This window comes from Microcoleus sp. Pol7_A1, assembly GCF_036701085.1.
Lineage (GTDB): Bacteria > Cyanobacteriota > Cyanobacteriia > Cyanobacteriales > Microcoleaceae > Microcoleus > Microcoleus asticus.
In genome coordinates, this window is the sequence record NZ_JAUBQD010000040.1 from 16,701 (window position 1) to 36,210 (window position 19,510).

The window sequence follows — 19,510 nt, forward strand, 5'->3', positions numbered from 1 at the left end:
CTATTTCATTTCGACGGTAGCGATCGAGTCAATAAAACTTAACAAAATATGTTGGTGAGCAATCCCAAGAGGTCGCACATCTCCTGACTGCTCAGAAAAGCATTTGCCGGCCCGAATATCAGACGGCGCCAACAACTTCATATCCCAACCCTCAAGCAAAACTAAATCCTTGACATCCGCACTAAGTTGTGCATAAAAAACGTGGCGAATAACATCTTTTTCCACATCGCAACAGAAAAAAGAAACACTTGGAGGAGCATAACTAATTTCTTCTTTCAATTCCCGCAAAACGGCTACTTCCGGCGTTTCTCCAGGTTCCAAGTGTCCGCCAAACAACGCCCAATGTCCGGGATACCTGATGTTAGGAACATCGTCCCGCAACTGACAGAGGAACTTGCCGTCTCGGTACAAAATCGCGATCGCAACGTGAATTTTATTCATCAATTAGAAGGAAGGAATAAGGAATAAGGGAGGAAGGAATAAGGGAAGAAGGAAGAACGAAGAAGGATAAGTGAGGAAGAAAGCAGAAAAAGGAGCAATTAATAAATAACAAATAACAAACAACCAATTACCTTCTGCCTATTTCCCCTTTTCTGAACTGGGAGTACGCTTTAACTGTTCTATTTCGTCAACATAAACCTCACCTAAATCCTTACCAGCCAATTCCTTCAGCGTAATACTTTTATACCGGACTTCGCCTTTAAGCAACACTTCATCACCAAGTTGTGGCAAATCTTGCTTGGTTAAAATCCAAATACTGCCAGTACCATCCTCAAGTTGATAAGCCGCATTCCCGACAAACGGAGCGCGATTTTCCACCTTTCCCCGGAGATAAACTTCAGCATCGACTTGCCGCTTTTGTTGAACGTCGCCAATGCTAGCCACATTAAAGCCAAGATTAAGTTGAGACAGAGGTAAATTGCCACAACTGAACAAAGCGCTGGCGAATATGAGCGATAAAGAGCCGATGCAGCTTTTTTTAACCCAAACTTGCTTAATTACAGTAGTCATTTAGTCAAATGATTGAAGATTGGAGATACGACTTACTGTAACAGAATTGGAAAAATCGATCGCAACTCAGAACAGACTGCTGCACAATCTAGGTGAGCGGTTAAGCTAAAATCTAAAATCGTCAGCCGTTTCTTACCCCTAACCCACAGTCTACAATGGAAGCCAAAACTGCTCGCATATTAGATGGTAAAGCTTTAGCCCAAAAGATTCAAAGCGAGCTGAGCGATCGAGTCCGCGCCCTACAACCCCAAAAGGGGCGTCCTCCGGGACTTGCGGTGCTGATGGTAGGGGACAACCCGGCCAGCGCCGCCTATGTTCGCAATAAAGAGCGAGCCTGCGCTAAAGTTGGCATTGCTTCCTTCGGCCAGCATTACCCCGCAAACGCTACTCAAGCCGAACTAGAACTTGCAATTCATGCACTCAACCAGGACGATCGAGTAGATGGCATTTTAGTTCAATTACCGCTACCAGAACACTTAGATGCAATTTCCCTGCTGTACCAAATTGCCCCCGATAAAGATGCTGACGGACTTCACCCTGTAAATTTAGGCCGTCTCGTGCGCGGGGAGGAAGGTTTGCGGAGTTGTACTCCCGCCGGAGTGATGCGGTTATTGCAGGAATACCAGATTGATTTGAAAGGAAAAAACGCTGTAGTTTTGGGCCGCAGTATTTTGGTAGGTAAACCGATGGCGCTGATGCTGTTAGAAGCAGATTGTACTGTTACTGTAGCTCATTCGCGGACGCAAAACCTAGAATCGATTACCAGCCAAGCCGATATTCTAATAGCCGCAGTCGGCCGCACAGAAATGATTGCAGCTAATATGGTCAAACCTGGATCGGTAGTAATTGATGTCGGTATTAACCGCGTCGTCAATCCAGACGGTACGAGTCGTTTGGTCGGAGATGTTGATTTTAATGCTGTTAAAACAGTAGCCGAATTTATCACGCCGGTGCCGGGAGGAATCGGGCCGATGACTGTTGCTATGCTTTTGGAAAATACCGTTTCGAGTTATATTGAATACGGTTCTAATTGAATTATGACCAACTTGTGATCTCCTATTGGCTCAATTAGTAGAGTTAGTAATCTACCAACACACAAAGATTTTAGCTATGGCTTTAAAACCGGATGCGTCAGGGACATTGCGCTTAATTGGCGACAACACCTCGGAAGGAATTCAACTTTTTTCTGGAGATGCAACAAACTTTCCTTTAGGAGCTTGGGCACTCGATGGCGACGATACAGTAATCGGGTCAGGGGCTAGCGAGTTAATCCTGGGAAATGAAGGGGAAGATTTTCTCGCAGGTTTTGCAGGCAACGATTCTGTATTTGGGGGAAAAGGAATAGATTTCCTGTCTGGAGCTGAGGGAAATGACTGCCTCAGTGGTGGTCTAGATGCTGATTTCCTTATTGGACAAGCTGGCGATGATATTTTATTTGGGGGTAGAGGCAATGATGTTTTAGACGGCCTAGAGGGGAATAACACTCTGGTTGGCGGCTTGGGCAGAGACGTATTAAGTTGTCAGTTTGGCAATAATTTATGCGTTCTGGGAATAGATCCTGCCACTACAGATATCAATTCTAGTGATGCGATCGAATTGTTCGATCCTGAGGTGGATCGCATTGGATTAGCGAGTGGGTTAACTGTGAATGATATAGTGTTGGAGCCGGTACAGAATGTGACATTAACATATAGGTTCGAGGGAGCGCCAGCTTTACAACAATTCATTCCTCCAGATCTAGCCAGGGAATTTAGCGGCTCTGCTTCAGGAACTCTAATCAGAGTCAGGAATTCTAACGCGATTTTAGGTTTTGTAGACGATGTAACGCCTAATGAGCTACAAAGCAGGATTGTTTCCGTCCAGGGTTTCTAAGTTCAGGACAATCAGTGGTGAGCTGACAAACTTATGATTTTGTTAGCCACAAATTAACTCCTGATATTTACAGAAGTTACGCAGAAACGCTAGTAGTAGGGTGCGAAATACGCACCTTACTACTATCGGTAGTGTAAAAATTGACTGTGCAGCGTAAGTCCTGTAAAATTCTTTACTCTTTGAGTCTGCTTGGAGTGGACGAAAGTTGGTATAGTAGAGCTTTCAATATCCGATCGAAATCACTAATCACTATGATTTACCGTGAGGATTTTTTGATAGCAACAACGCGAATTCGGCGGTAATCTGCAATCCAATTACCATCGCGGTAAAGCGCCGATCGCAAACGTTCTTCAACTGCGTTAATTACTTGCGATCGCACATCATCAGACAACCCCGAGAAAAACCCGCTAGCAAACATTTCAATCCAATTTACCATACCCGCGCTGCCGCCTTCTAGGGGAGTCGGGCGATCGAACAAAACCGCATAACCCACATCAAATCCCTGCTTTTCCAAAAGCCCAGCATACTCGCCAATAGTCGGAAAATACCAAGGATTAAGCGCTTCAGGCTCCTGGCAGCCAATTTCTGACAAAACACTCAAAAGTGCGCGGACGATCGCCCCCACGTTCCCCTTACCGCCAAACTCAGCCACAAAACGCCCTCCCGGCTTCAGCGCTTTTTCCACACAATTAATCACAGCATCCGGCGGTTTAATCCAGTGCAAAACTGCATTAGAAAACACGGCATCTAACAGATATTCTACTTTAAAATCCCTCGCATCCGCTGCTGCGAAGTTGATGTGAGGATAGTTTACTTTAGCCGTGGAAATCATCGACAAAGATGAATCAATACCTTGCACAGAAGCACCGCTTTGAGCAATTTTTTCAGTTAATTGTCCCGTACCGCAGCCCAAATCTAGAATACGTTCTCCAGCTTGAGGAGCAACTAATTTCAACAGCGATTCACCGTATTGCCAAACAAAAGCGTGCTTTTGTTCGTAAAGACTTGTATTCCAATAAGTTTGTGACATCTCTTGTTTCCTCTTCTCTTTCCTTCTCTTCGTTTCCTAGGCTAACGCGCCCGCTAACGCGACGAAAGCGGTTAGTTATTAAATTATTGGCCAGCAAGCAGACCAATTGCATCCCCATCAATACGGCAAACTCTAATATTTTCCAAAATGCGCGCTCCCTGCTTTTCATAAAAAGCAATTCCCGGTGCATTGCCAGTATTAACAGTCCATTCCATCCGCCCGCAATTTGTGGACTCAGCAATTTGTGCCAAATACTTTAACAGCGCTGTACCGACTCCCATACCGCGCATAGGAGCTTGCACAAATAAATCATCAAGCCAAAGGCACGGCTGCGTCAATAAACTTGAATAGGAGGAATAAAACATAGTAAATCCTACGGCTTTTCCCGCAACTTCCGCCAACAAAACCCGCACTAGCGGAGGCTGGCAAAACAACGTTTGCTGCAATTTATCTGCTGTTGCTGCTAACAGGTTTTTACATCCATCGAAATCGCTTTTTTGCGAAATAAAATCCACGAGTAATTCCAAATCGGCAAGCTCTGTTTCTCTAATTTTGATATCCAAATTAGCCATTGTTTAATTTTCAACTTCGCCTATTAATCACTGTATGAAATATCATCATCAATGTCCAATATATGTTTAACTAACCACTTATACTTTTAAAATATCAATCATGGGGACTTATGGAACTTCGGCATTTGCGTTATTTCATTGCAGTTGCAGAGGAACTGAATTTCACTCGCGCAGCCGAAAAACTGCATATTGCCCAACCTCCGCTGAGCCAACAAATCCAGCATTTGGAGGCAGAATTGGGGTTTCAATTGTTTCGCCGCACCAAGCGGACGGTGCATTTAACGGCAGCGGGACAGGTTTTTTTCGAGGAGGCCGGGAAAATTCTGCTGCAAGTCGATCGAGCAATTGAACTCGGCCGACAAACCAGTCGAGGCGAACTCGGCCAACTGACGATCGGCTTTGTGAGTTCCGCAGCACACAACGTGGTTCCAGCGATTTTGCAGGCGTTTCGCACTCGGTGTCCCGCCGTCAAGCTCGAACTGCACGAACTGACGACCAACGAACAGTTGCAGCGGCTGCGGTTCGGGCAAATTGATATCGGCTTCGTGCGCCCTCCGGTTGAGGAAGATGGGATAAATTCTGAAATCGTTTTTCGAGAACCGCTGATCGTCGCACTGCCAGAAACGCATCCGGCGGCCGATCGCCCGAATGTGGAATTGCGGGAACTCTCTGCCGAACCGTTCATTTTGTTTCCGCGTTCTCTGGCTCCAGGGTTGTACGATGCGATCGTCAGTCTTTGTCAGCAAGCGGGTTTTAGCCCGATCGCGGCTCAAGAAGCAATTCAAATGCAAACCATTGTGAGTCTGGTAGCCGCCGAGATGGGAGTGGCGATCGTCCCGGCGTCGATGCAAAATTTCCAGCGCAGCGGGGTTGTTTACAAAGCGCTGCCAGAATCAACCTGCATTGTGGCGATCGCTTTGATTTGGCGCAGCGATCCAACGGCGGCGGTGCAGCGGTTTTTGGAAGTCGCCAGACAAATCAGCGTATTTGAGATTTGAGATTGTAGATTTTAGATTGACTGGTAATTTGACAAAGTTATTAAAACTCAAAGATTTTCTGTGCAACAACACCCGTAGAATGATTAATTGATGCTCGGAGTTCGAGCAACTACCGCCGTAAAAGTCGGCACGATCGACCCGAACGGCTCACAATATCCCACGTAATTATTCAGTACAAGAGAGCAAGGGATGGTATTGGCAACAGAAATGGGTTCGTCCCAACCGGAATCCTCTTTCGATTTATCTACTTATCTAGTCAAGCGAAAAGAGGCGATCGAGGTAGCTCTCGACAGTGCACTGCCGGTCATCTACCCAGAGAAAATTTACGAAGCAATGCGCTACTCGCTGCTAGCGGGGGGCAAGCGCCTGCGTCCGATCCTGTGTCTGGCTAGCTGCGAACTGGCCGGCGGCACTGCCGACATGGCAATGCCCACAGCTTGCGCTTTGGAAATGATCCACACCATGTCGCTGATCCACGACGATTTGCCGGCAATGGACAATGACGACTACCGGCGCGGCAAACTGACGAACCACAAGGTTTATGGCGATGATATCGCCATTTTGGCTGGCGATGGTTTGCTGACCTATGCTTTTGAATTTATCGCCACTAAAACTGAGAACGTACCCCCCCAGCAGGTGTTGCAGACGATCGCCTATTTGGCTCGCGCTGCCGGGGCTGGTGGACTCATAGGCGGTCAGGTGGTTGACGTGGAATCGGAAGGAAAGACAGATGTTTCTCTGGAAACTTTGAATTACATTCACGCTCACAAAACAGGCGCGCTGTTAGAGGCCTGCGTAGTTTGTGGGGCAATTCTCGCTGGGGCCTCGGCTGCGGATTTGCAGCGGCTGTCTCGTTTCGCTCAAAATATTGGGCTGGCTTTCCAGATCGTTGACGACATTCTGGATATTACTGCTACCCAAGAACAACTAGGCAAAACTGCTGGCAAAGATGTTAAAGCAGGAAAAGTCACTTTTCCCAGTTTGTGGGGAATTGAGGAGTCTCGGCGCCAGGCTTCACAGCTTGTTGCTGATGCTAAGGCTCAATTGGCAGTGTTTGGGAGCAAAGCTCTACCGCTGCTGGCGATAGCCGATTTTATTACCAGCCGCAGTAACTAGAAATACCAAACACTATGCAGGAAATTTGCAGCGGCATATTAAACAATCATGTACTCGTGGTTGCTTTGCTCGCTTGTCTGGCGGCTCAGATCATGAAGCTGCCGATCGAGTTGGTCAAAAATCGCAAGTTTAATCTTCAGTATTTGGTAACAACGGGGGGAATGCCCAGCGCTCACTCGTCTTTTGTGGGCGCTTTGGCTGCTGAAGTCGGACAAACGATGGGATGGGAAAGTCCGGACTTTGCGATCGCTGCGATCTTTGCAATTATTGTGATGTACGACGCAGCAGGCGTCCGCCAAGCCGCAGGCAAGCAAGCTCGCATCCTCAACCAAATTATTGACGAGTTTTTTGAGGAAGATCACAACCTTAATGAGGCTCGCCTCAAAGAGTTGTTGGGACACACTCCTTTTCAAGTGCTTGTAGGTTTGGGGCTGGGAATCACTATTGCTTGGATCGCAGGGCCTGCATATTAAGTTTTAAGTACGGAGTAAATTTGGGGCAGTGGTGTTTTTTGACGAGTTGGAGGTAAAAGTTGGCGGCGGGGATTAATTGTTCGGCAACTCATCCGTCTCTAGCTCAGAAAAGCACCCGAACTTTTTGGAAGTTTATGGCAATGCCTATTCCCTAATTAAGCACTTCAAAAAGTTTAAAAATTTTTTTCACTCCCCACTCCTTGGAATTGTTTTGCTATGCTCCAAAGACTATATGTACACAACTTCAGATGCCTAGAAAACTTTGAACTGCCCATAAAGGGGATGCCATCTGCTCTCTTGATTGGAAAAAATGGTGCAGGTAAATCAACTACTGCCTCTGCATTAGAAGTCCTTCAGAAGATTTGTCGAGGCATCAATAGAATGCGCGACCTTGAAAAACTTAACCTTATTAGCTCGAAAGATTTCGCTCGTGGAAGGTCTGATGTTCCGATCCGGTTTGAAATAGAAGTATTACTCGAAGATAAATTATACAAATATGTCCTTGCCTTAGATTTACCAGAAAAATTTAGAGAGCTGCGAGTTTTTGAAGAGCAACTGCTAGTTGCAGGAGATCCAATTTACTCTCGAAAAGAAGCCCAAGTCACTCTTCACACCAGCTCCCCAAATCGTGAAGCTCAGTTTCGGGTAGATTGGCATCTTGTTGCCCTTCCCGTAATTCAGGAGCAATCTGAGACCGATCCGCTTCATATTTTCAAGACTTGGCTGGCTCGCACGATCATTTTAGCCCCGATTCCCAGCTTGATGACTGGAGACTCCAACGGTGAAACTTTGGAGCCAAAGCGAGATGGCTCAAACTTTGGGGAGTGGGTTTCGGGCTTACTGAGTCGCTATCCTGCCGCCTACACACAGGTTGATAAATACCTGCGAGAAGTCATGCCTGACATTCAGGATTTTCTGAATGAACTAATCGGCAAAGACTCGAAAAGCATGATTGTTCGGTTTGAAGCAAATAATGCGAATCTGAGTATTGAATTTAATGACTTATCTGACGGGGAGAAATGCTTTTTTCTTTGCGCTGTTGTCTTGGCTGCTAATAAATTTTATGGCCCACTTTTTTGCTTTTGGGACGAGCCAGATAACTATCTATCCTTATCGGAGGTGGGACATTTTGTAATGTCTCTGCGACGCTCATTTAAAAATAGCGGTCAAATCTTAGTGACATCGCATAATCCTGAAGCAATCCGCAAGTTTTCAAATGAAAATACCTTTGTATTAGATCGCAAAAGCCACTTAGAGCCAACTTTAGTCAGACCGCTGAGTGAGATGTCTGTTAAAGGCGACCTGATAAATGCCTTGATTGGTGGCGACATAGAGCTATGAGTAATAAGTATCAACCGCACATTCATGTGTTGGCCGAAGATGATGCTAATCGCCAGATTGCCAACGGATTTCTTCTTGCGCCAAACCTTAATAACCGTGCTGTTAAAGTCCTGCCACTTCCTGGTGGTTGGAAAAAAACTGTGGAGGAATTCACGAAGAAGTATGCGTCTGAAATGCGACAATTACCACAAAGAATGATGGTTTTACTCATTGATTTCGACGATCAGGAAAATCGGTTGACTTATGTAGAAAGTCATATTCCAGATGATCTAAAAGCAAGAGTATTCGTGCTGGGAGTGCTATCTGAACCAGAGAATCTAAGGACAGACATCAACAAGAATTTTGAGGAGATTGGAGAAGCTCTTGCGAAAGATTGTTCTGACAACACAAATGAGTTATGGGGACATAATCTCCTCAAACACAACAAACGAGAATTAGAGCGTATGGCTTCATCTGTAAAACCATTTCTTTTTAATAAATAAATAGACCCAAAACTCGCGCACGCTACTTAAATGTCAGGTGCGCGACGGTCAATAATTTAGCGGAGTGTGGCTCGCTCAAAAGTCGCGCACCCTAATGACTACTGACCGAATTCTGCTTGCAGAATATCGTCATTATCATCGGCGATAGTGGCGACAATAGTAATAACCCGAGAAATTTCCCCGGCAGAGATTTCGGCGATCGTCCGAGTCGATACTACCGCAACTTGATTGTCAACAATGGCAAAATGAGATTCCAAAGTAGACAGCCAATTCATTTCTAGGATTTTCCGCATTAATTGAGCTTCATTCTTGGCTGGCAACTGCAGTACAAAAGCCCAAACAGTCAAAGTATCATCTTCGGTTTCGCCGGTGAGTTGCACGAACACTTCAACACTGCCGTACTTAAACTTCCAAAGATGTCCGCCAGCTTCACTTTGACCGACCATCACTTTTTGGTCTACAGCCATGCTGGCGATGACAGTTTCAATTTCTTCTGCATAGGTGACGGCTGTGGCTTTTTCGACCTGCTCGGAGGCGATCGCACTTTCACTTGAGAGGCTTTCTGTGGAAGCTGTTTGTATGTTCGGCTCGCTATTAGTCATGATTATATTTAGACGGAAAACTATTCCAATAATCAGTTTACTTCCTATTTAGGACTTACAAAAATAGGACTTACACACAAAAACCTTGATAAACCGGCTTTCTTGACAAAAACTTACGCTTTGAGTTCGCTCCCCAGGGAAGAAACCAAGGTGATGACACCCCGTGCGTAAGTTCTAGAAAAGAAAGCCGGTTTCTTGCAGAAATATCGTGTCCCTCAACGAGACAGGCAGGAAGAAAGCGGGTTTCTAGTCGCTTTGCGCACAAGCCCTCGCCAGTGTTTAAGCCTTGGGCTTGGTCGGGGCCGGCTTCTTCTCAATGGTATTCAAGCCGTTGAGGAACATCGGCACAAGTTTCTCCACAAATGCCTGCGGGTCGCGGTTCCAGGCCCGCTGAGCAACATCGACTCTGGTCATTTGCAGATCCGGGGCCAGCAAGGTCATGGGCAAGCGTTCCATCAGGTATTGCGGGCGTTCCCACATCGGCATGGTGTTGGCAATATCCACGAGGCGGGTGACGCGGCGGAGTTCTGCCCCCAGCATGATATCCATTCCCGATTCAAAAGCTGCTTGTTCGATCGCCACATACTTGCGCTTTGCCTGTTCCACCTTCTGGCGGTGTTCCGGGCTTTTGGCAGCTATTTGGGCGAGCCAGCGGTTGCCCCAGCGGACGTGACCAGCTTCTTCGGGAAAAATCTTTTCGATAGTTTCGCGGATTTTGACGTTTTCTGCGGTTTGGGGAGCCTGTTTGAGGGCGTGGATGTGGGCTGAGAAGTATTCGCAGCCCCGCTTTTCGGTGACATTAATCGCGACTAAGCCTGCAATTACACTGTCATCGAGGTTGCTTTTCGGGTCGTATTGCTCTTTGTCCAGCAGGCGGTCAAATTCGTCAATGTAGGAGATTCCCGGCGGCGTTCCCACATTTTGGCCCAAGTCTACCAGCAAGTCGGTGAGCCACATAGCGTGTCGCGCTTCGTCGGAAATGTGGCGGGAGAGGTCGCGCACGAGTTCGGCCGGTTCGCCGTCGAGCCGTTCGATCACGTCCGTGAGGTCTTTGCAACTGCGCTGCTCGCTGTAGCGGTAGCGGTTGAGGGTGATCAGGTGCAGTTCGCGATCGTGCACTACTCGAGCTAAAATCTCGCGCGCTCCCATTGCGTTGCGCAGCTTGCGGGGATAGGCAACAGTCATGCTTTTATGTTGTTTTATAAAGATACTTATATAAGTGTAACGCAGTTTTTTTGACAACAAATTACCTCGCAAGGCTGAAAGTTGTTGTGTTGCAGGCAGATTGAATTTTATACATACAATTTTTTTACTCGCAGATCGATCGACTAAAATAGTTTTGATTTGTCATTTACGCAAGCGTTCCGCGAGGCTCCCAAAGCAATCTCACGCACTCAAAACTTTTCAGGTTCCGTCGAGTCTAAAGCCTCAAGGCTAGCAGGCTCTTGTTGAAATTTGTGCATCTCCTCCACTTCCAGTCTAGCCAGCGTTGTCGCCGCATCCGCTAACTGTAAAGCCAGATTCATCCGACCAACTGGGTTTTTCTCTTTCCAAAGGTCTTTTGCCAAGAAATGCACTCGATAGCGAAACATTTTAATTGACTGTGATGGAATAACTTTAGCTGTCATGATTATAGTCTCTCTTCAACTGTAGCTAGGATGCGAAGCAGTACCCGTTCGGGTTCTAGATAGACAAATGTCAGTATGATTACTTGATCTTCATTGGTGATTGTGACATCCCAGGTAGCCGATCGCGGTTCAACCAGTTCATGCCTAACTATTACAGTATATTGTCCTGCTGCCAAGTCATCAAATCCCGCATCTGCCTCCATCAAAGCCACTGTCTCCTCGGCCAGTACCCGTCCGTCCCGATTTAGTAAAGTAATGAAGGCAATGCCATCAACTGAAGTCATTGCCATGTTATTTTGATTGCGTACCATCACAAAAATATCAGACATTATCTGCTAGTTGCTAATTGCTGCAAATTGCTAATTTACCACAACAGCAACACCGCGCCAGCAAGGCGGATAGACGGTCATCCGATTTGAGATTTGAGATTTGAGATTATGGACTTGATGGAAATAATAACAAGACTCAATTATATGCACACTCTCATTGAAGATGAATTTCATTTAGAAGCAGAGCCTTTTCTTCGGAAAGTTTTTGTTCACGACAATCCGTTTAAGGAACCTTTTTCATCACAGGTAATAGGACGTACAATTATCTATCCTTGTGACGGTGAAAATGACCTTCTCCTGATTGACGGACTGATTAACGCAGCAGTAAAATTAGGTGATACAGGCTGCTATATCTCACTACTACCTACAGGATATCCAGAGGATAGACCCGCTCACTGTTATATCCCATTATCAGAGTTTCTTGAGGGGTACTCTGGAACAGAAGAAGATAGGCTAATTGGACCGAGGTTGGGTATAAATCCTTATACTTCAGACAGCGTTATCTATTCAGCCCAAGGTAAGTGGGGGCTGATGAAATCACATGAACGTTTTGGATTGCTGGGTGGATCACTAGAGTTTATCGAAGAGATTCGAGGATATGTCCCGGATTTAGACAAGCAGGTGTATGGTTTGTTTAAGCGTTTGCGAGACCTTCTGTTGGATTGTGGTGTGAATCCCCCATATATCACTCGAAATAAATGGTTGCCAACGTTGTTAACCCACGTGTATGGTTCTCAAGTCGCTGAAAAGTTGTTGTTGGAGGAGACAGAGCTACCCTAGAGCGCAGGTCTATCAAAGATTAGCTCAGAAGCTAGTGTGGCTTAACCAAATTGAATAAGTACAGCACGGTTATGGACGCTCACAGATCAATACACGAAGGATGCCACCGGACTTGATATAAAATTTTGAGTTCGCATAAATTATTAAAAAAGGTCGCCTGCAAGGGCGACCTTTTTTTCGATAGACATCAACGACAAACAATGAGAATTCTCAATTGTTCAGGTTGGATTATTAACTATCTAACAGTCGTAGTACAAAGCAAACTCGTAAGGGTGAGGACGCAGCCGCATCGGGTTGACTTCATTGTCGAGTTTGTAGGAAATCCATGTTTGGATGAAGTCTTCGGTAAATACCCCGGTTTCAGTTAAGAAACTGTGGTCTTTTTCTAAAGCTTCTAAAGCGCCTTCCAAGGAACCGGGAGTTGAAGGAATCTTGCTCAATTCTTCAGGGGAAAGGTCGTAGATATCCACGTCCAAAGGTTCGCCCGGATCGATTTGATTCTTGATGCCGTCTATGCCGGCGCACAGCATGGCTGCAAATGCTAAATAGGGGTTGGAAGTGGCATCGGGACAGCGGAATTCTAACCGCTTGGCTTTGGGGTTTGTTCCCGACAACGGAATCCGCACTGATGCCGATCGGTTTCCTTGAGAGTAAGCTAAGTTTACAGGCGCTTCAAAGCCGGGAACTAAACGCTTGTAGGAATTGGTCGTGGGGTTGGTGATTGCCAAAAGTGCCGGTGCGTGCTTGAGAATGCCGCCGATGTAATGCAGTCCCATTTGACTGAAACCTGCATATTGATCGCCTGCAAATAGAGGTTGGCCGTCTTTCCAAATCGACTGGTGAACGTGCATCCCGGAACCGTTGTCGTTAAACAGCGGTTTGGGCATGAAGGTGATGGTTTTGCCGTATTTTTTGCCGACGTTTTTGATGACGTATTTGTAAGTCAGCAAGTAGTCAGCGGCTTGAACTAAAGTGGCAAAGCGGAAACCGAGTTCGCATTGACCGCCGGTGGCGACTTCGTGGTGGTGCTTTTCGATGGGTACGCCGCATTTTGCCATTGTCAGCAGCATTTCCGTTCTCATGTCTTGTGAGGTATCGGTTGGTGCTACTGGGAAATAACCTTCTTTGTAACGCGGTTTGTAGCCGAGGTTGCCGCCTGCTTCTTCTTTGCCGGAATTCCAGCGACCTTCGATCGAATCTACGTAATAGTAGCCGGAATTTTGGGTTTGGTCGAAGCGAACGTCGTCAAAAATAAAGAATTCTGCTTCCGGGCCAAAGAATGCTGTATCGCCGAGACCGGTCGAAAGCAAGTAGTCTATGGCTTTTTGGGCAATGGTGCGGGGACAGCGACTGTACGGTTCGCCGGTGCGAGGTTCTTTGATGCTGCAAATGAAGCTGATGGTCGGTTCTGCCATGAACGGGTCCATCCAAGCGGTTGTCGGATCGATGACCATCGTCATGTCAGATTCGTTGATGGCTTTCCAGCCCCTAATGCTGGAACCGTCGAAGGGTACGCCGTCTGTGAATGCGGTTTCGTCGATTTGGTCGTGGTACAGGGAAAGGTGCTGCCAGATCCCCGGCATATCGATGAACTTTAGGTCAACGATCTGGATTTTATTTTCTTTTATGTAATTTAAGGCTTCTTGGGGCGTCTGGAACATGACTTACTCCTGATATTGGTTGTGTCTTGGCGATCGGCCGATTTCATACTGTTTGGGCGATCGTAGGCCTTCAGTACCCACTATTTTGTATCTAGGGCTACAGAATTTAGAAATAGGGGCCCAGTGCAGTCGGGCAGTTCGAGATTCTTGCCCTGTCGATTTTTCGGCTGAAGATACAAGGCAAACGGCTGAATTTTGCGGTCGTTTGCCGGGGATAGACTACCCTTCGTGAAAATCCTATCTCAAATCTTAATCAAACGCCGATTTGTAGTAGTCTACAATAGGCGGTCTGTCTCAGATAGCAAAGTATTGATAAAGATTTTTGGGAGAGAAACTTATGCGCGATGCAGTGACGAGCCTGATTGAAAATTATGATGTTGCTGGTAGGTATTTAGACCGAGATGGTATCGATCGGTTGAAATCTTATTTTGCAACGGGTACCGCACGGGTACAGGCGGCGGCAGCGATTAACAGCAATGCTGCGACAATTGTCAAGCAAGCTGGTATTCAGCTATTTGCGGAACAGCCTGAATTGATCCGTCCGGGCGGAAATGCCTACACGACTCGCCGCTATGCGGCTTGTCTGCGGGATATGGACTACTACTTGCGCTATGCTACTTACGCCTTGGTGGCCGGAAGTACCGACGTACTCGACGAGCGCGTGCTGCAAGGTTTGCGCGAAACTTACAATTCTCTCAGCGTTCCCATTGGCCCGACGGTGATGGGAATTGGCATTATGAAGGAGATGGTTAAGGCTCAGGTGGCATCTGCTGGCTTGTCTGTAGGGCCTTTTTTGGAGCAGCCTTTTGATTACTTGATTCGCGAATTGAGCGAACAAGATATTTAAGTCAATTTGCTACTTCTTTTAACAGCAAATTGCGCTTGTGGCTTGCAGTTAGTAGCAGTTGGATCGATCGCTTTTTTTGGCCTCACAGCCTCCAAGCGATCTTTTTTTATGGGTTAGACAATTTGAGATTAAAAATTTGAGATTAAAGATTTGAGATTAAAAATTTGAGATTAAAGATTTGAATAATTGGGAATGACTGATGAATTAAGGGTTTGGAGCTTCCCTATAATTGCATTATTTTTTTGAAGCGGTGTTAAAAATCGCCAATACATCCCCAGACGAGGCATTTGTCCAGGGGATTTTTGGTTTGATGCCGATCGACTTGTTCGGCGGTTCTTGCTTCTACTTCGCCGTTGGGGTAAAGAATGTGAATGATATCACCGCTGATGAAGGCCAGGGGATTTTCTTGACAATTGCCCGCATTTCTGATAGGAAAGTTAATTGTTTTCATGATCGATCGCCCTGATGGTATTTGGAGCGCTTTTAGCTGCATATAAATCATCCGCTAGTAGCCCAAATTTTTATGTGATTTTATGAAGGTATATCTGTGATCCAACTACACAATCAGAGCGATCTCAGTCACATAATGTTAGGTGGGGGCGATCGCCCCTCAATGAGCGCAAAACCAAAATGCTCGCCAAAAATCAGCAGTCGGGCCTGTGCGTAAGTGCTAATCTGGTACTGTTCTTAACCCTATCCGTACAGATTAAAAACCTTGGCTAAACAGCGACTAGACACTTTATTGGTCAGCCTAGATTTGTGCAGCTCCAGACAGCAAGCTCAGGCATTGATTCGGACGGGAAAAGTCTCCATCAACCAACAGGTAGTTGACAAACCGGGCACTGAGGTTGATATTGCAGCAAAAATTCAGATCAAAGAGCGATCGCGCTATGTTTCTAGAGGCGGCGACAAATTAGCCAAAGCTTTAGAAGTTTTTGCTATTCCCGTTGCAGGCAGAATTTGTCTCGACGGCGGCATTTCCACAGGCGGTTTTACCGACTGTCTCCTGCAAGCCGGCGCAGCCCTAGTCTACGGCGTAGATGTTGGCTACGGTCAAGCAGATTGGGGCTTGCGCAACGATCCGAGGGTAATTTTGAAAGAACGCACCAATTTGCGGTACATGACTGCTACTGAGCTTTACGGCGACTCTGAGCGAGCAGATTTGGCGGTAGTAGATGTGTCGTTTATTTCCCTGGATAAGATTTTACCGGCGCTGTGGGAATTGTTGGTACCACCGCGAGAAGCGGTGTTGCTGGTAAAGCCGCAGTTTGAGGTAGGGCGCGAGAGAGTCGGGAAAAAAGGCGTAGTGAGAGACTCAGCAACTCAAGCCGATGCGATTTTTCAAGTGTGGAAGGCAGCCACAGCTTTAGGATGGCAGCAACGCGGCTTAACGTGGTCGCCTTTACTTGGCCCGGCCGGTAATATCGAGTATCTTTTATGGTTGGGGATCGATCGCGAACAGGAATCAGAGCCGAGGGCGATCGAAGAGAGTGTTGTGAAGGAACGGATCGCACAAGTTACCAAAGCGGCGGCGCGGGAACTTGTCGATCGATTGTAGATTTTAGATTGATTTCAAGATGTCAAGCTAATCAATTTTAAAAATCAAATTTGGAACTCCAGATTGCTCTAAAATTTGAAATTTTTTGGTCAATCCGACTCCTAAACTTTCAGTTAGTGAATAATTCCATGCAGTCATTAAAACAAGTCGGTTCGATTTTACTCTACGTTCTAGGTGCCATCGGGTATGTGGCGATTATAGCTACTATTGTAGGCGTTTCAATTGTCATCAAGTGGGCAGCTCTGCTACTGGCAGACAAATTATTATATACAATTTTGATTATCGGCGATTTGTTGAGAGGCATCGAAATTATTGAACTGTTAAATATATTGATATTTGCTTTTATCGGTATGGGAGTGGGTGTGGCGACAAATCTCCTACACCCTAAATACGGTCGCAAAATTAGTGCAGCTTTGTTGATAGTTATAGTTCCCTTAGTGTTCATGATTACGCCAGCTATTAGATATAATTCTTGGCTGGAAAAAGTAGAGGAGTCGGATAAATTATTACCCGCGCAAACTGCAACATTAACTAACTCATTTTTGAATAGAAAAGTTGGATTGTCGGGTTTTATCGGTTATTACGTATATACTGGTCAGTTTCCGGTTATCCCAACTAAACAATCGGAGATGAAAGACCTTGACAGCTTTGAAAAAAAAGTTAATTCCAGATTTGTACAGCTAACCGGTATTGCTCCGACTATTGTTTCTTGGTCAATGCGGGTTTGTTTTTGGCTGATTAGAATTTTTTACTTTTCTATAGCGGTAATTGCGACGATCGCACATTTTAGGGAAGGTGTGAGAATCGCGAGACGGTAATACGATTTTCGATTTTCGATTAAAGAATTGGGAATCATATCAAATCAGGTAGCATCGGAATTAATATTACCCACAATCAGGACACGGCATTGCCGTGTCCCTACAATTAATCGCGGTAGGGAAACGGCACTGCCGTGTCCTCCGTTTATATCATTCCGGTGCCACCGGAATTGATATCAGTTGACCAATTTTTATCAAGACTTGAAGAACCGTATAAAGTTCGTTCATTAGAGGAACAGGTGAAAATATTCTTGATAAGTCATATTTAGGCGGATTCTGAAAGTCTAGCTTGACGAATACAATTTCACTACCATTTGTCATCGCAGCAAAACTCGGTCTATCCTTCCGGGGATTGGCGGTCATGTATGCTAGTGTTTGGGGAAGTGCAGACATTACTGAAATGGTAGTGCGCTTCGACTCTAAGAGTGTCACCCAAAACTGATTTTGCATCACTAAAACATCAATCCGTCCCTTGAGAGTTTCTACTTCATCATCCTCGTCATCTAAAACAATTTGTACAGATTTTTCAGCCATCATTTTAAAAGGTGGATCGTAAAAACCCGCTCGTTCCAATAGAGGCGAACCCATGATTAGCGTAACGGTTCCTTCTGTAAGGCTTCCATCATTTAAATGATAAAGATATCGCCGCCGGATTAAATTGAGCTCGGCTTTATCGACTTCTGTAATTTCGGGTAAATCTGCATACCATTCTGGGAAAAATCCCTCGGATTCAGTTCGCGTAATATTGAATAAATCGAGATTCAACATCTGCTAAAGTTTGGATGATTTCAGTAATGGCTGTTGTTTGTGTCATATTTTAAACTCTTGCTGCAAGCGATCGATAATTGTATTGCGCTCGATGGTGGCGAGAATTTCTTGAATTACCGTATCTTGTCCCAGGGGGCCCCAGGTGCAGCCTTTTTCTAAATAAACTTGGGCGGCGCGACCGACAGCGTAGGTTCCGTAAGCTGCTAAACTAGCTTGAGTGACAGCTACTCCGGCAAAAGTAGAAAAGCCGATGTGCGGGGCAGCAGCCGCCGCACTTTTGCCAAATCCCAACAGAAAACTGCTGCCCAATTCTCCCAAAAGTACGCCGCCAGCACTGGAGAAAATAGTCTGCCAAAGTTTCCCGGCTTCGTAACCAGTCATGGGTAAGCCGTAAAGTCTGGATAAAGAGCGAATTAAGGCTAAATCTGCGACACTTGCTCCCATTACATCCAAGAAGGCCACTGGATTTAAACCGACAGCCAAAGCTTTATATTTTGCAAATTGCCAGATTAAATCTTCGGCTTCTGTTTGTCGCAATTTGAGAACGTGACGGGCAATGTTTGCTTCGGCATCTCTAGCTTCAACTAAAGCATTTAGAGCGAGGAGCGATCGACCTTCTCTGTTAAGAATTGTGAGAATTTTATGTTTGAGTTCGTCTATCTGCGCGGGCGGCGACTCCCATTCGTTAGTGACTCTTCCGTCGGACCATTCCACCCGCACTTGCACCGGTGCTGGTTCGGCGGCTACCATGACTATTTCTAAAGATTTGGCAGTTTTAGCGGGTGGTTTGGCAGTAGATTTATCGGAGGAGTTGTTTGGGCGATCGGACAAATTTTCGCTATCTGTTTCCTCTGTTACCGCAGCGGCTGCTAACTCTTCAGAATTTCCCAGCGCTTGCAAACTTTGGTAAATAGCTTTTCTGTCTAATTCTGGATAAAGGTCAATTTTATTAAAAACTAAAATCAGCGGTTTTTGAGCTGTTTGCAATTCGCACAGTGCTTGATATTCAGTGCGGGTGATATCGCCTGCGACGACAAACAGAATTAAGTCAGCTTGGCGAGTTACTTGTTTCGCCATTTCGCCGCGCACTTCGCCGCCAACTTCATCAAGTCCGGGAGTATCGATTAATTCAACTTGCACCCCTCCTTTCCCCTCCTTGCCAAGGGGGGATTGGGGGGATTCGTCGCCGCTGTCAAGGAACGATAAAGGCACACTCCAGCGCACGGAACGCGGCCACTGAGTCACGCCGTTGAGAGGGCCTGTTTGCAGAATTTTGTGACCTAAAAGCGCGTTTAATACGGCTGACTTGCCGCGGCTGACTAGGCCGAAAGTAGCAATGCGGATTATGTTGTGGTCTAGTTTTTCTGAGGTGGAAGTTAAGATATCTAACTGATATTGCAGCGCCGCTTCTAATTCTGTATTATTCGAGTTTTTTTTCCCTTGGCGCAGGTGGGAATAGCGCGCCAGGGCTTCGCGCAAACTGGCGCGGGCAAGGGATAAGCGATTTTCTTGAAGGGAATTGTCAGCCATTGGCGATCGGCTTTTTTAAGCAGGTATAATTGATCGTCGAATTATAAATCCTATTTCTTATTTTAATACAATTTTTTATAAATTTATAATTTTT

23 protein-coding genes are annotated in these 19,510 nt (G+C 45.9%); 11 read left to right on the top strand and 12 right to left on the bottom strand.

The window, feature by feature from the left end:
• Both QUA20_RS20830 and QUA20_RS20835 read right to left on the bottom strand, forming a co-directional pair.
• A complete protein-coding gene (locus QUA20_RS20830; RefSeq protein WP_333190941.1) occupies positions 1-441 on the bottom strand; it encodes an NUDIX hydrolase in 441 nt (146 codons plus the stop codon).
• 138 nt (positions 442-579) lie between these two features.
• A complete protein-coding gene (locus QUA20_RS20835) occupies positions 580-1,011 on the bottom strand; it encodes a DNA-binding protein (RefSeq protein ID WP_333190942.1) in 432 nt (143 codons plus the stop codon).
• A gap of 155 nt (positions 1,012-1,166) precedes the next feature.
• On the opposite strand from QUA20_RS20835, the gene folD reads away from it, so the two are divergent.
• Together folD and QUA20_RS20845 are read left to right on the top strand one after the other, a co-directional pair.
• A complete protein-coding gene (folD, locus tag QUA20_RS20840; RefSeq protein WP_333190943.1) occupies positions 1,167-2,045 on the top strand; it encodes a bifunctional methylenetetrahydrofolate dehydrogenase/methenyltetrahydrofolate cyclohydrolase FolD in 879 nt (292 codons plus the stop codon).
• A gap of 76 nt (positions 2,046-2,121) precedes the next feature.
• Positions 2,122-2,883 (top strand): calcium-binding protein, encoded by a 762-nt coding sequence (locus QUA20_RS20845; RefSeq protein WP_333190944.1) that lies wholly within the window; start codon positions 2,122-2,124, stop codon positions 2,881-2,883.
• Positions 2,884-3,139: 256 nt separating this feature from the next.
• Here QUA20_RS20845 and QUA20_RS20850 read toward each other — a convergent pair whose 3' ends face one another.
• Positions 3,140-3,913 carry a methyltransferase domain-containing protein gene (locus QUA20_RS20850; RefSeq protein WP_333190945.1) on the bottom strand — a complete coding sequence of 258 codons (774 nt, stop codon included), beginning with the start codon at positions 3,911-3,913 and terminating at the stop codon, positions 3,140-3,142.
• Positions 3,914-3,996: 83 nt separating this feature from the next.
• A complete protein-coding gene (locus QUA20_RS20855; RefSeq protein WP_333190946.1) occupies positions 3,997-4,485 on the bottom strand; it encodes a GNAT family N-acetyltransferase in 489 nt (162 codons plus the stop codon).
• A 110-nt stretch (positions 4,486-4,595) separates the two neighbouring features.
• On the opposite strand from QUA20_RS20855, the gene QUA20_RS20860 reads away from it, so the two are divergent.
• The 5 genes from QUA20_RS20860 to QUA20_RS20880 all read left to right on the top strand — a co-directional run bounded on the left by QUA20_RS20860 (position 4,596) and on the right by QUA20_RS20880 (position 8,895).
• Positions 4,596-5,483 carry a LysR family transcriptional regulator gene (locus QUA20_RS20860; protein WP_333190947.1) on the top strand — a complete coding sequence of 296 codons (888 nt, stop codon included), beginning with the start codon at positions 4,596-4,598 and terminating at the stop codon, positions 5,481-5,483.
• 189 nt (positions 5,484-5,672) lie between these two features.
• Entirely contained in the window at positions 5,673-6,599 is a 927-nt protein-coding gene (gene crtE, locus QUA20_RS20865; protein WP_333190948.1) for a geranylgeranyl diphosphate synthase CrtE, read from the top strand.
• 14 nt (positions 6,600-6,613) lie between these two features.
• Positions 6,614-7,072, top strand: coding sequence for a divergent PAP2 family protein (locus QUA20_RS20870; protein WP_172187220.1), 459 nt, complete (start codon positions 6,614-6,616; stop codon positions 7,070-7,072).
• A gap of 216 nt (positions 7,073-7,288) precedes the next feature.
• Positions 7,289-8,413, top strand: a complete 1,125-nt coding sequence (locus QUA20_RS20875) for an AAA family ATPase (RefSeq protein WP_333077873.1) — start codon at positions 7,289-7,291, stop codon at positions 8,411-8,413.
• A complete protein-coding gene (locus tag QUA20_RS20880) occupies positions 8,410-8,895 on the top strand; it encodes a hypothetical protein (protein ID WP_333190949.1) in 486 nt (161 codons plus the stop codon). The genes QUA20_RS20875 and QUA20_RS20880 overlap by 4 nt, the downstream gene beginning before the upstream one ends.
• A 98-nt stretch (positions 8,896-8,993) precedes the next feature.
• On the opposite strand, the gene QUA20_RS20885 is transcribed toward QUA20_RS20880, so the two are convergent.
• The 4 genes from QUA20_RS20885 to QUA20_RS20900 form a co-directional block, all read right to left on the bottom strand.
• Positions 8,994-9,497 carry a YbjN domain-containing protein gene (locus QUA20_RS20885; protein WP_333190950.1) on the bottom strand — a complete coding sequence of 168 codons (504 nt, stop codon included), beginning with the start codon at positions 9,495-9,497 and terminating at the stop codon, positions 8,994-8,996.
• Between the two features lie 279 nt (positions 9,498-9,776).
• Positions 9,777-10,682, bottom strand: coding sequence for a ferritin-like domain-containing protein (locus tag QUA20_RS20890; protein WP_333190951.1), 906 nt, complete (start codon positions 10,680-10,682; stop codon positions 9,777-9,779).
• Between the two features lie 209 nt (positions 10,683-10,891).
• A complete protein-coding gene (locus tag QUA20_RS20895) occupies positions 10,892-11,125 on the bottom strand; it encodes a hypothetical protein (protein WP_333190952.1) in 234 nt (77 codons plus the stop codon).
• A 2-nt stretch (positions 11,126-11,127) separates the two neighbouring features.
• Positions 11,128-11,454: a hypothetical protein gene (locus tag QUA20_RS20900; protein WP_333190953.1), complete on the bottom strand. Its 327-nt coding sequence runs from the start codon at positions 11,452-11,454 to the stop codon at positions 11,128-11,130.
• A gap of 108 nt (positions 11,455-11,562) precedes the next feature.
• Between QUA20_RS20900 and QUA20_RS20905 the strand changes: the two genes are divergently transcribed.
• A complete protein-coding gene (locus QUA20_RS20905) occupies positions 11,563-12,234 on the top strand; it encodes a hypothetical protein (protein ID WP_333190954.1) in 672 nt (223 codons plus the stop codon).
• A 239-nt stretch (positions 12,235-12,473) separates the two neighbouring features.
• On the opposite strand, the gene glnA is transcribed toward QUA20_RS20905, so the two are convergent.
• Entirely contained in the window at positions 12,474-13,895 is a 1,422-nt protein-coding gene (gene glnA, locus QUA20_RS20910) for a type I glutamate--ammonia ligase (RefSeq protein WP_333190955.1), read from the bottom strand.
• A gap of 337 nt (positions 13,896-14,232) precedes the next feature.
• On the opposite strand from glnA, the gene apcB reads away from it, so the two are divergent.
• Positions 14,233-14,742 carry an allophycocyanin subunit beta gene (apcB, locus tag QUA20_RS20915; protein WP_172187234.1) on the top strand — a complete coding sequence of 170 codons (510 nt, stop codon included), beginning with the start codon at positions 14,233-14,235 and terminating at the stop codon, positions 14,740-14,742.
• A gap of 253 nt (positions 14,743-14,995) precedes the next feature.
• On the opposite strand, the gene QUA20_RS20920 is transcribed toward apcB, so the two are convergent.
• A complete protein-coding gene (locus QUA20_RS20920; RefSeq protein ID WP_172187272.1) occupies positions 14,996-15,193 on the bottom strand; it encodes a hypothetical protein in 198 nt (65 codons plus the stop codon).
• Between the two features lie 264 nt (positions 15,194-15,457).
• Between QUA20_RS20920 and QUA20_RS20925 the strand changes: the two genes are divergently transcribed.
• Together QUA20_RS20925 and QUA20_RS20930 are read left to right on the top strand one after the other, a co-directional pair.
• Positions 15,458-16,300 (top strand): TlyA family RNA methyltransferase, encoded by an 843-nt coding sequence (locus QUA20_RS20925; RefSeq protein WP_333190956.1) that lies wholly within the window; start codon positions 15,458-15,460, stop codon positions 16,298-16,300.
• 128 nt (positions 16,301-16,428) lie between these two features.
• Positions 16,429-17,118 (top strand): hypothetical protein, encoded by a 690-nt coding sequence (locus tag QUA20_RS20930; protein ID WP_333190957.1) that lies wholly within the window; start codon positions 16,429-16,431, stop codon positions 17,116-17,118.
• Between the two features lie 150 nt (positions 17,119-17,268).
• Here QUA20_RS20930 and QUA20_RS20935 read toward each other — a convergent pair whose 3' ends face one another.
• Entirely contained in the window at positions 17,269-17,886 is a 618-nt protein-coding gene (locus QUA20_RS20935) for a type I restriction endonuclease subunit R (protein ID WP_333190958.1), read from the bottom strand.
• A 42-nt stretch (positions 17,887-17,928) separates the two neighbouring features.
• Positions 17,929-19,416, bottom strand: coding sequence for a DUF697 domain-containing protein (locus QUA20_RS20940; RefSeq protein ID WP_333190959.1), 1,488 nt, complete (start codon positions 19,414-19,416; stop codon positions 17,929-17,931).
• Positions 19,417-19,510 lie beyond the last annotated feature (94 nt).

What these genes read in the sequence shown, in the direction of transcription:
- QUA20_RS20890 (WP_333190951.1), bottom strand. Translation starts at nt 10,682, where the DNA reads ATGACTGTTGCCTATCCCCGCAAGCTGCGCAACGCAATGGGAGCGCGC.
- QUA20_RS20860 (WP_333190947.1), top strand. Translation starts at nt 4,596, where the DNA reads ATGGAACTTCGGCATTTGCGTTATTTCATTGCAGTTGCAGAGGAACTG.
- folD (WP_333190943.1), top strand. Translation starts at nt 1,167, where the DNA reads ATGGAAGCCAAAACTGCTCGCATATTAGATGGTAAAGCTTTAGCCCAA.
- QUA20_RS20845 (WP_333190944.1), top strand. Translation starts at nt 2,122, where the DNA reads ATGGCTTTAAAACCGGATGCGTCAGGGACATTGCGCTTAATTGGCGAC.
- QUA20_RS20850 (WP_333190945.1), bottom strand. Translation starts at nt 3,913, where the DNA reads ATGTCACAAACTTATTGGAATACAAGTCTTTACGAACAAAAGCACGCT.
- QUA20_RS20870 (WP_172187220.1), top strand. Translation starts at nt 6,614, where the DNA reads ATGCAGGAAATTTGCAGCGGCATATTAAACAATCATGTACTCGTGGTT.
- QUA20_RS20835 (WP_333190942.1), bottom strand. Translation starts at nt 1,011, where the DNA reads ATGACTACTGTAATTAAGCAAGTTTGGGTTAAAAAAAGCTGCATCGGC.
- apcB (WP_172187234.1), top strand. Translation starts at nt 14,233, where the DNA reads ATGCGCGATGCAGTGACGAGCCTGATTGAAAATTATGATGTTGCTGGT.
- QUA20_RS20935 (WP_333190958.1), bottom strand. Translation starts at nt 17,886, where the DNA reads ATGTTGAATCTCGATTTATTCAATATTACGCGAACTGAATCCGAGGGA.
- QUA20_RS20880 (WP_333190949.1), top strand. Translation starts at nt 8,410, where the DNA reads ATGAGTAATAAGTATCAACCGCACATTCATGTGTTGGCCGAAGATGAT.
- QUA20_RS20855 (WP_333190946.1), bottom strand. Translation starts at nt 4,485, where the DNA reads ATGGCTAATTTGGATATCAAAATTAGAGAAACAGAGCTTGCCGATTTG.
- QUA20_RS20905 (WP_333190954.1), top strand. Translation starts at nt 11,563, where the DNA reads ATGGACTTGATGGAAATAATAACAAGACTCAATTATATGCACACTCTC.
- QUA20_RS20830 (WP_333190941.1), bottom strand. Translation starts at nt 441, where the DNA reads ATGAATAAAATTCACGTTGCGATCGCGATTTTGTACCGAGACGGCAAG.
- QUA20_RS20885 (WP_333190950.1), bottom strand. Translation starts at nt 9,497, where the DNA reads ATGACTAATAGCGAGCCGAACATACAAACAGCTTCCACAGAAAGCCTC.
- QUA20_RS20940 (WP_333190959.1), bottom strand. Translation starts at nt 19,416, where the DNA reads ATGGCTGACAATTCCCTTCAAGAAAATCGCTTATCCCTTGCCCGCGCC.
- glnA (WP_333190955.1), bottom strand. Translation starts at nt 13,895, where the DNA reads ATGTTCCAGACGCCCCAAGAAGCCTTAAATTACATAAAAGAAAATAAA.
- QUA20_RS20920 (WP_172187272.1), bottom strand. Translation starts at nt 15,193, where the DNA reads ATGAAAACAATTAACTTTCCTATCAGAAATGCGGGCAATTGTCAAGAA.
- QUA20_RS20875 (WP_333077873.1), top strand. Translation starts at nt 7,289, where the DNA reads ATGCTCCAAAGACTATATGTACACAACTTCAGATGCCTAGAAAACTTT.
- QUA20_RS20930 (WP_333190957.1), top strand. Translation starts at nt 16,429, where the DNA reads ATGCAGTCATTAAAACAAGTCGGTTCGATTTTACTCTACGTTCTAGGT.
- QUA20_RS20900 (WP_333190953.1), bottom strand. Translation starts at nt 11,454, where the DNA reads ATGTCTGATATTTTTGTGATGGTACGCAATCAAAATAACATGGCAATG.
- crtE (WP_333190948.1), top strand. Translation starts at nt 5,673, where the DNA reads ATGGTATTGGCAACAGAAATGGGTTCGTCCCAACCGGAATCCTCTTTC.
- QUA20_RS20895 (WP_333190952.1), bottom strand. Translation starts at nt 11,125, where the DNA reads ATGACAGCTAAAGTTATTCCATCACAGTCAATTAAAATGTTTCGCTAT.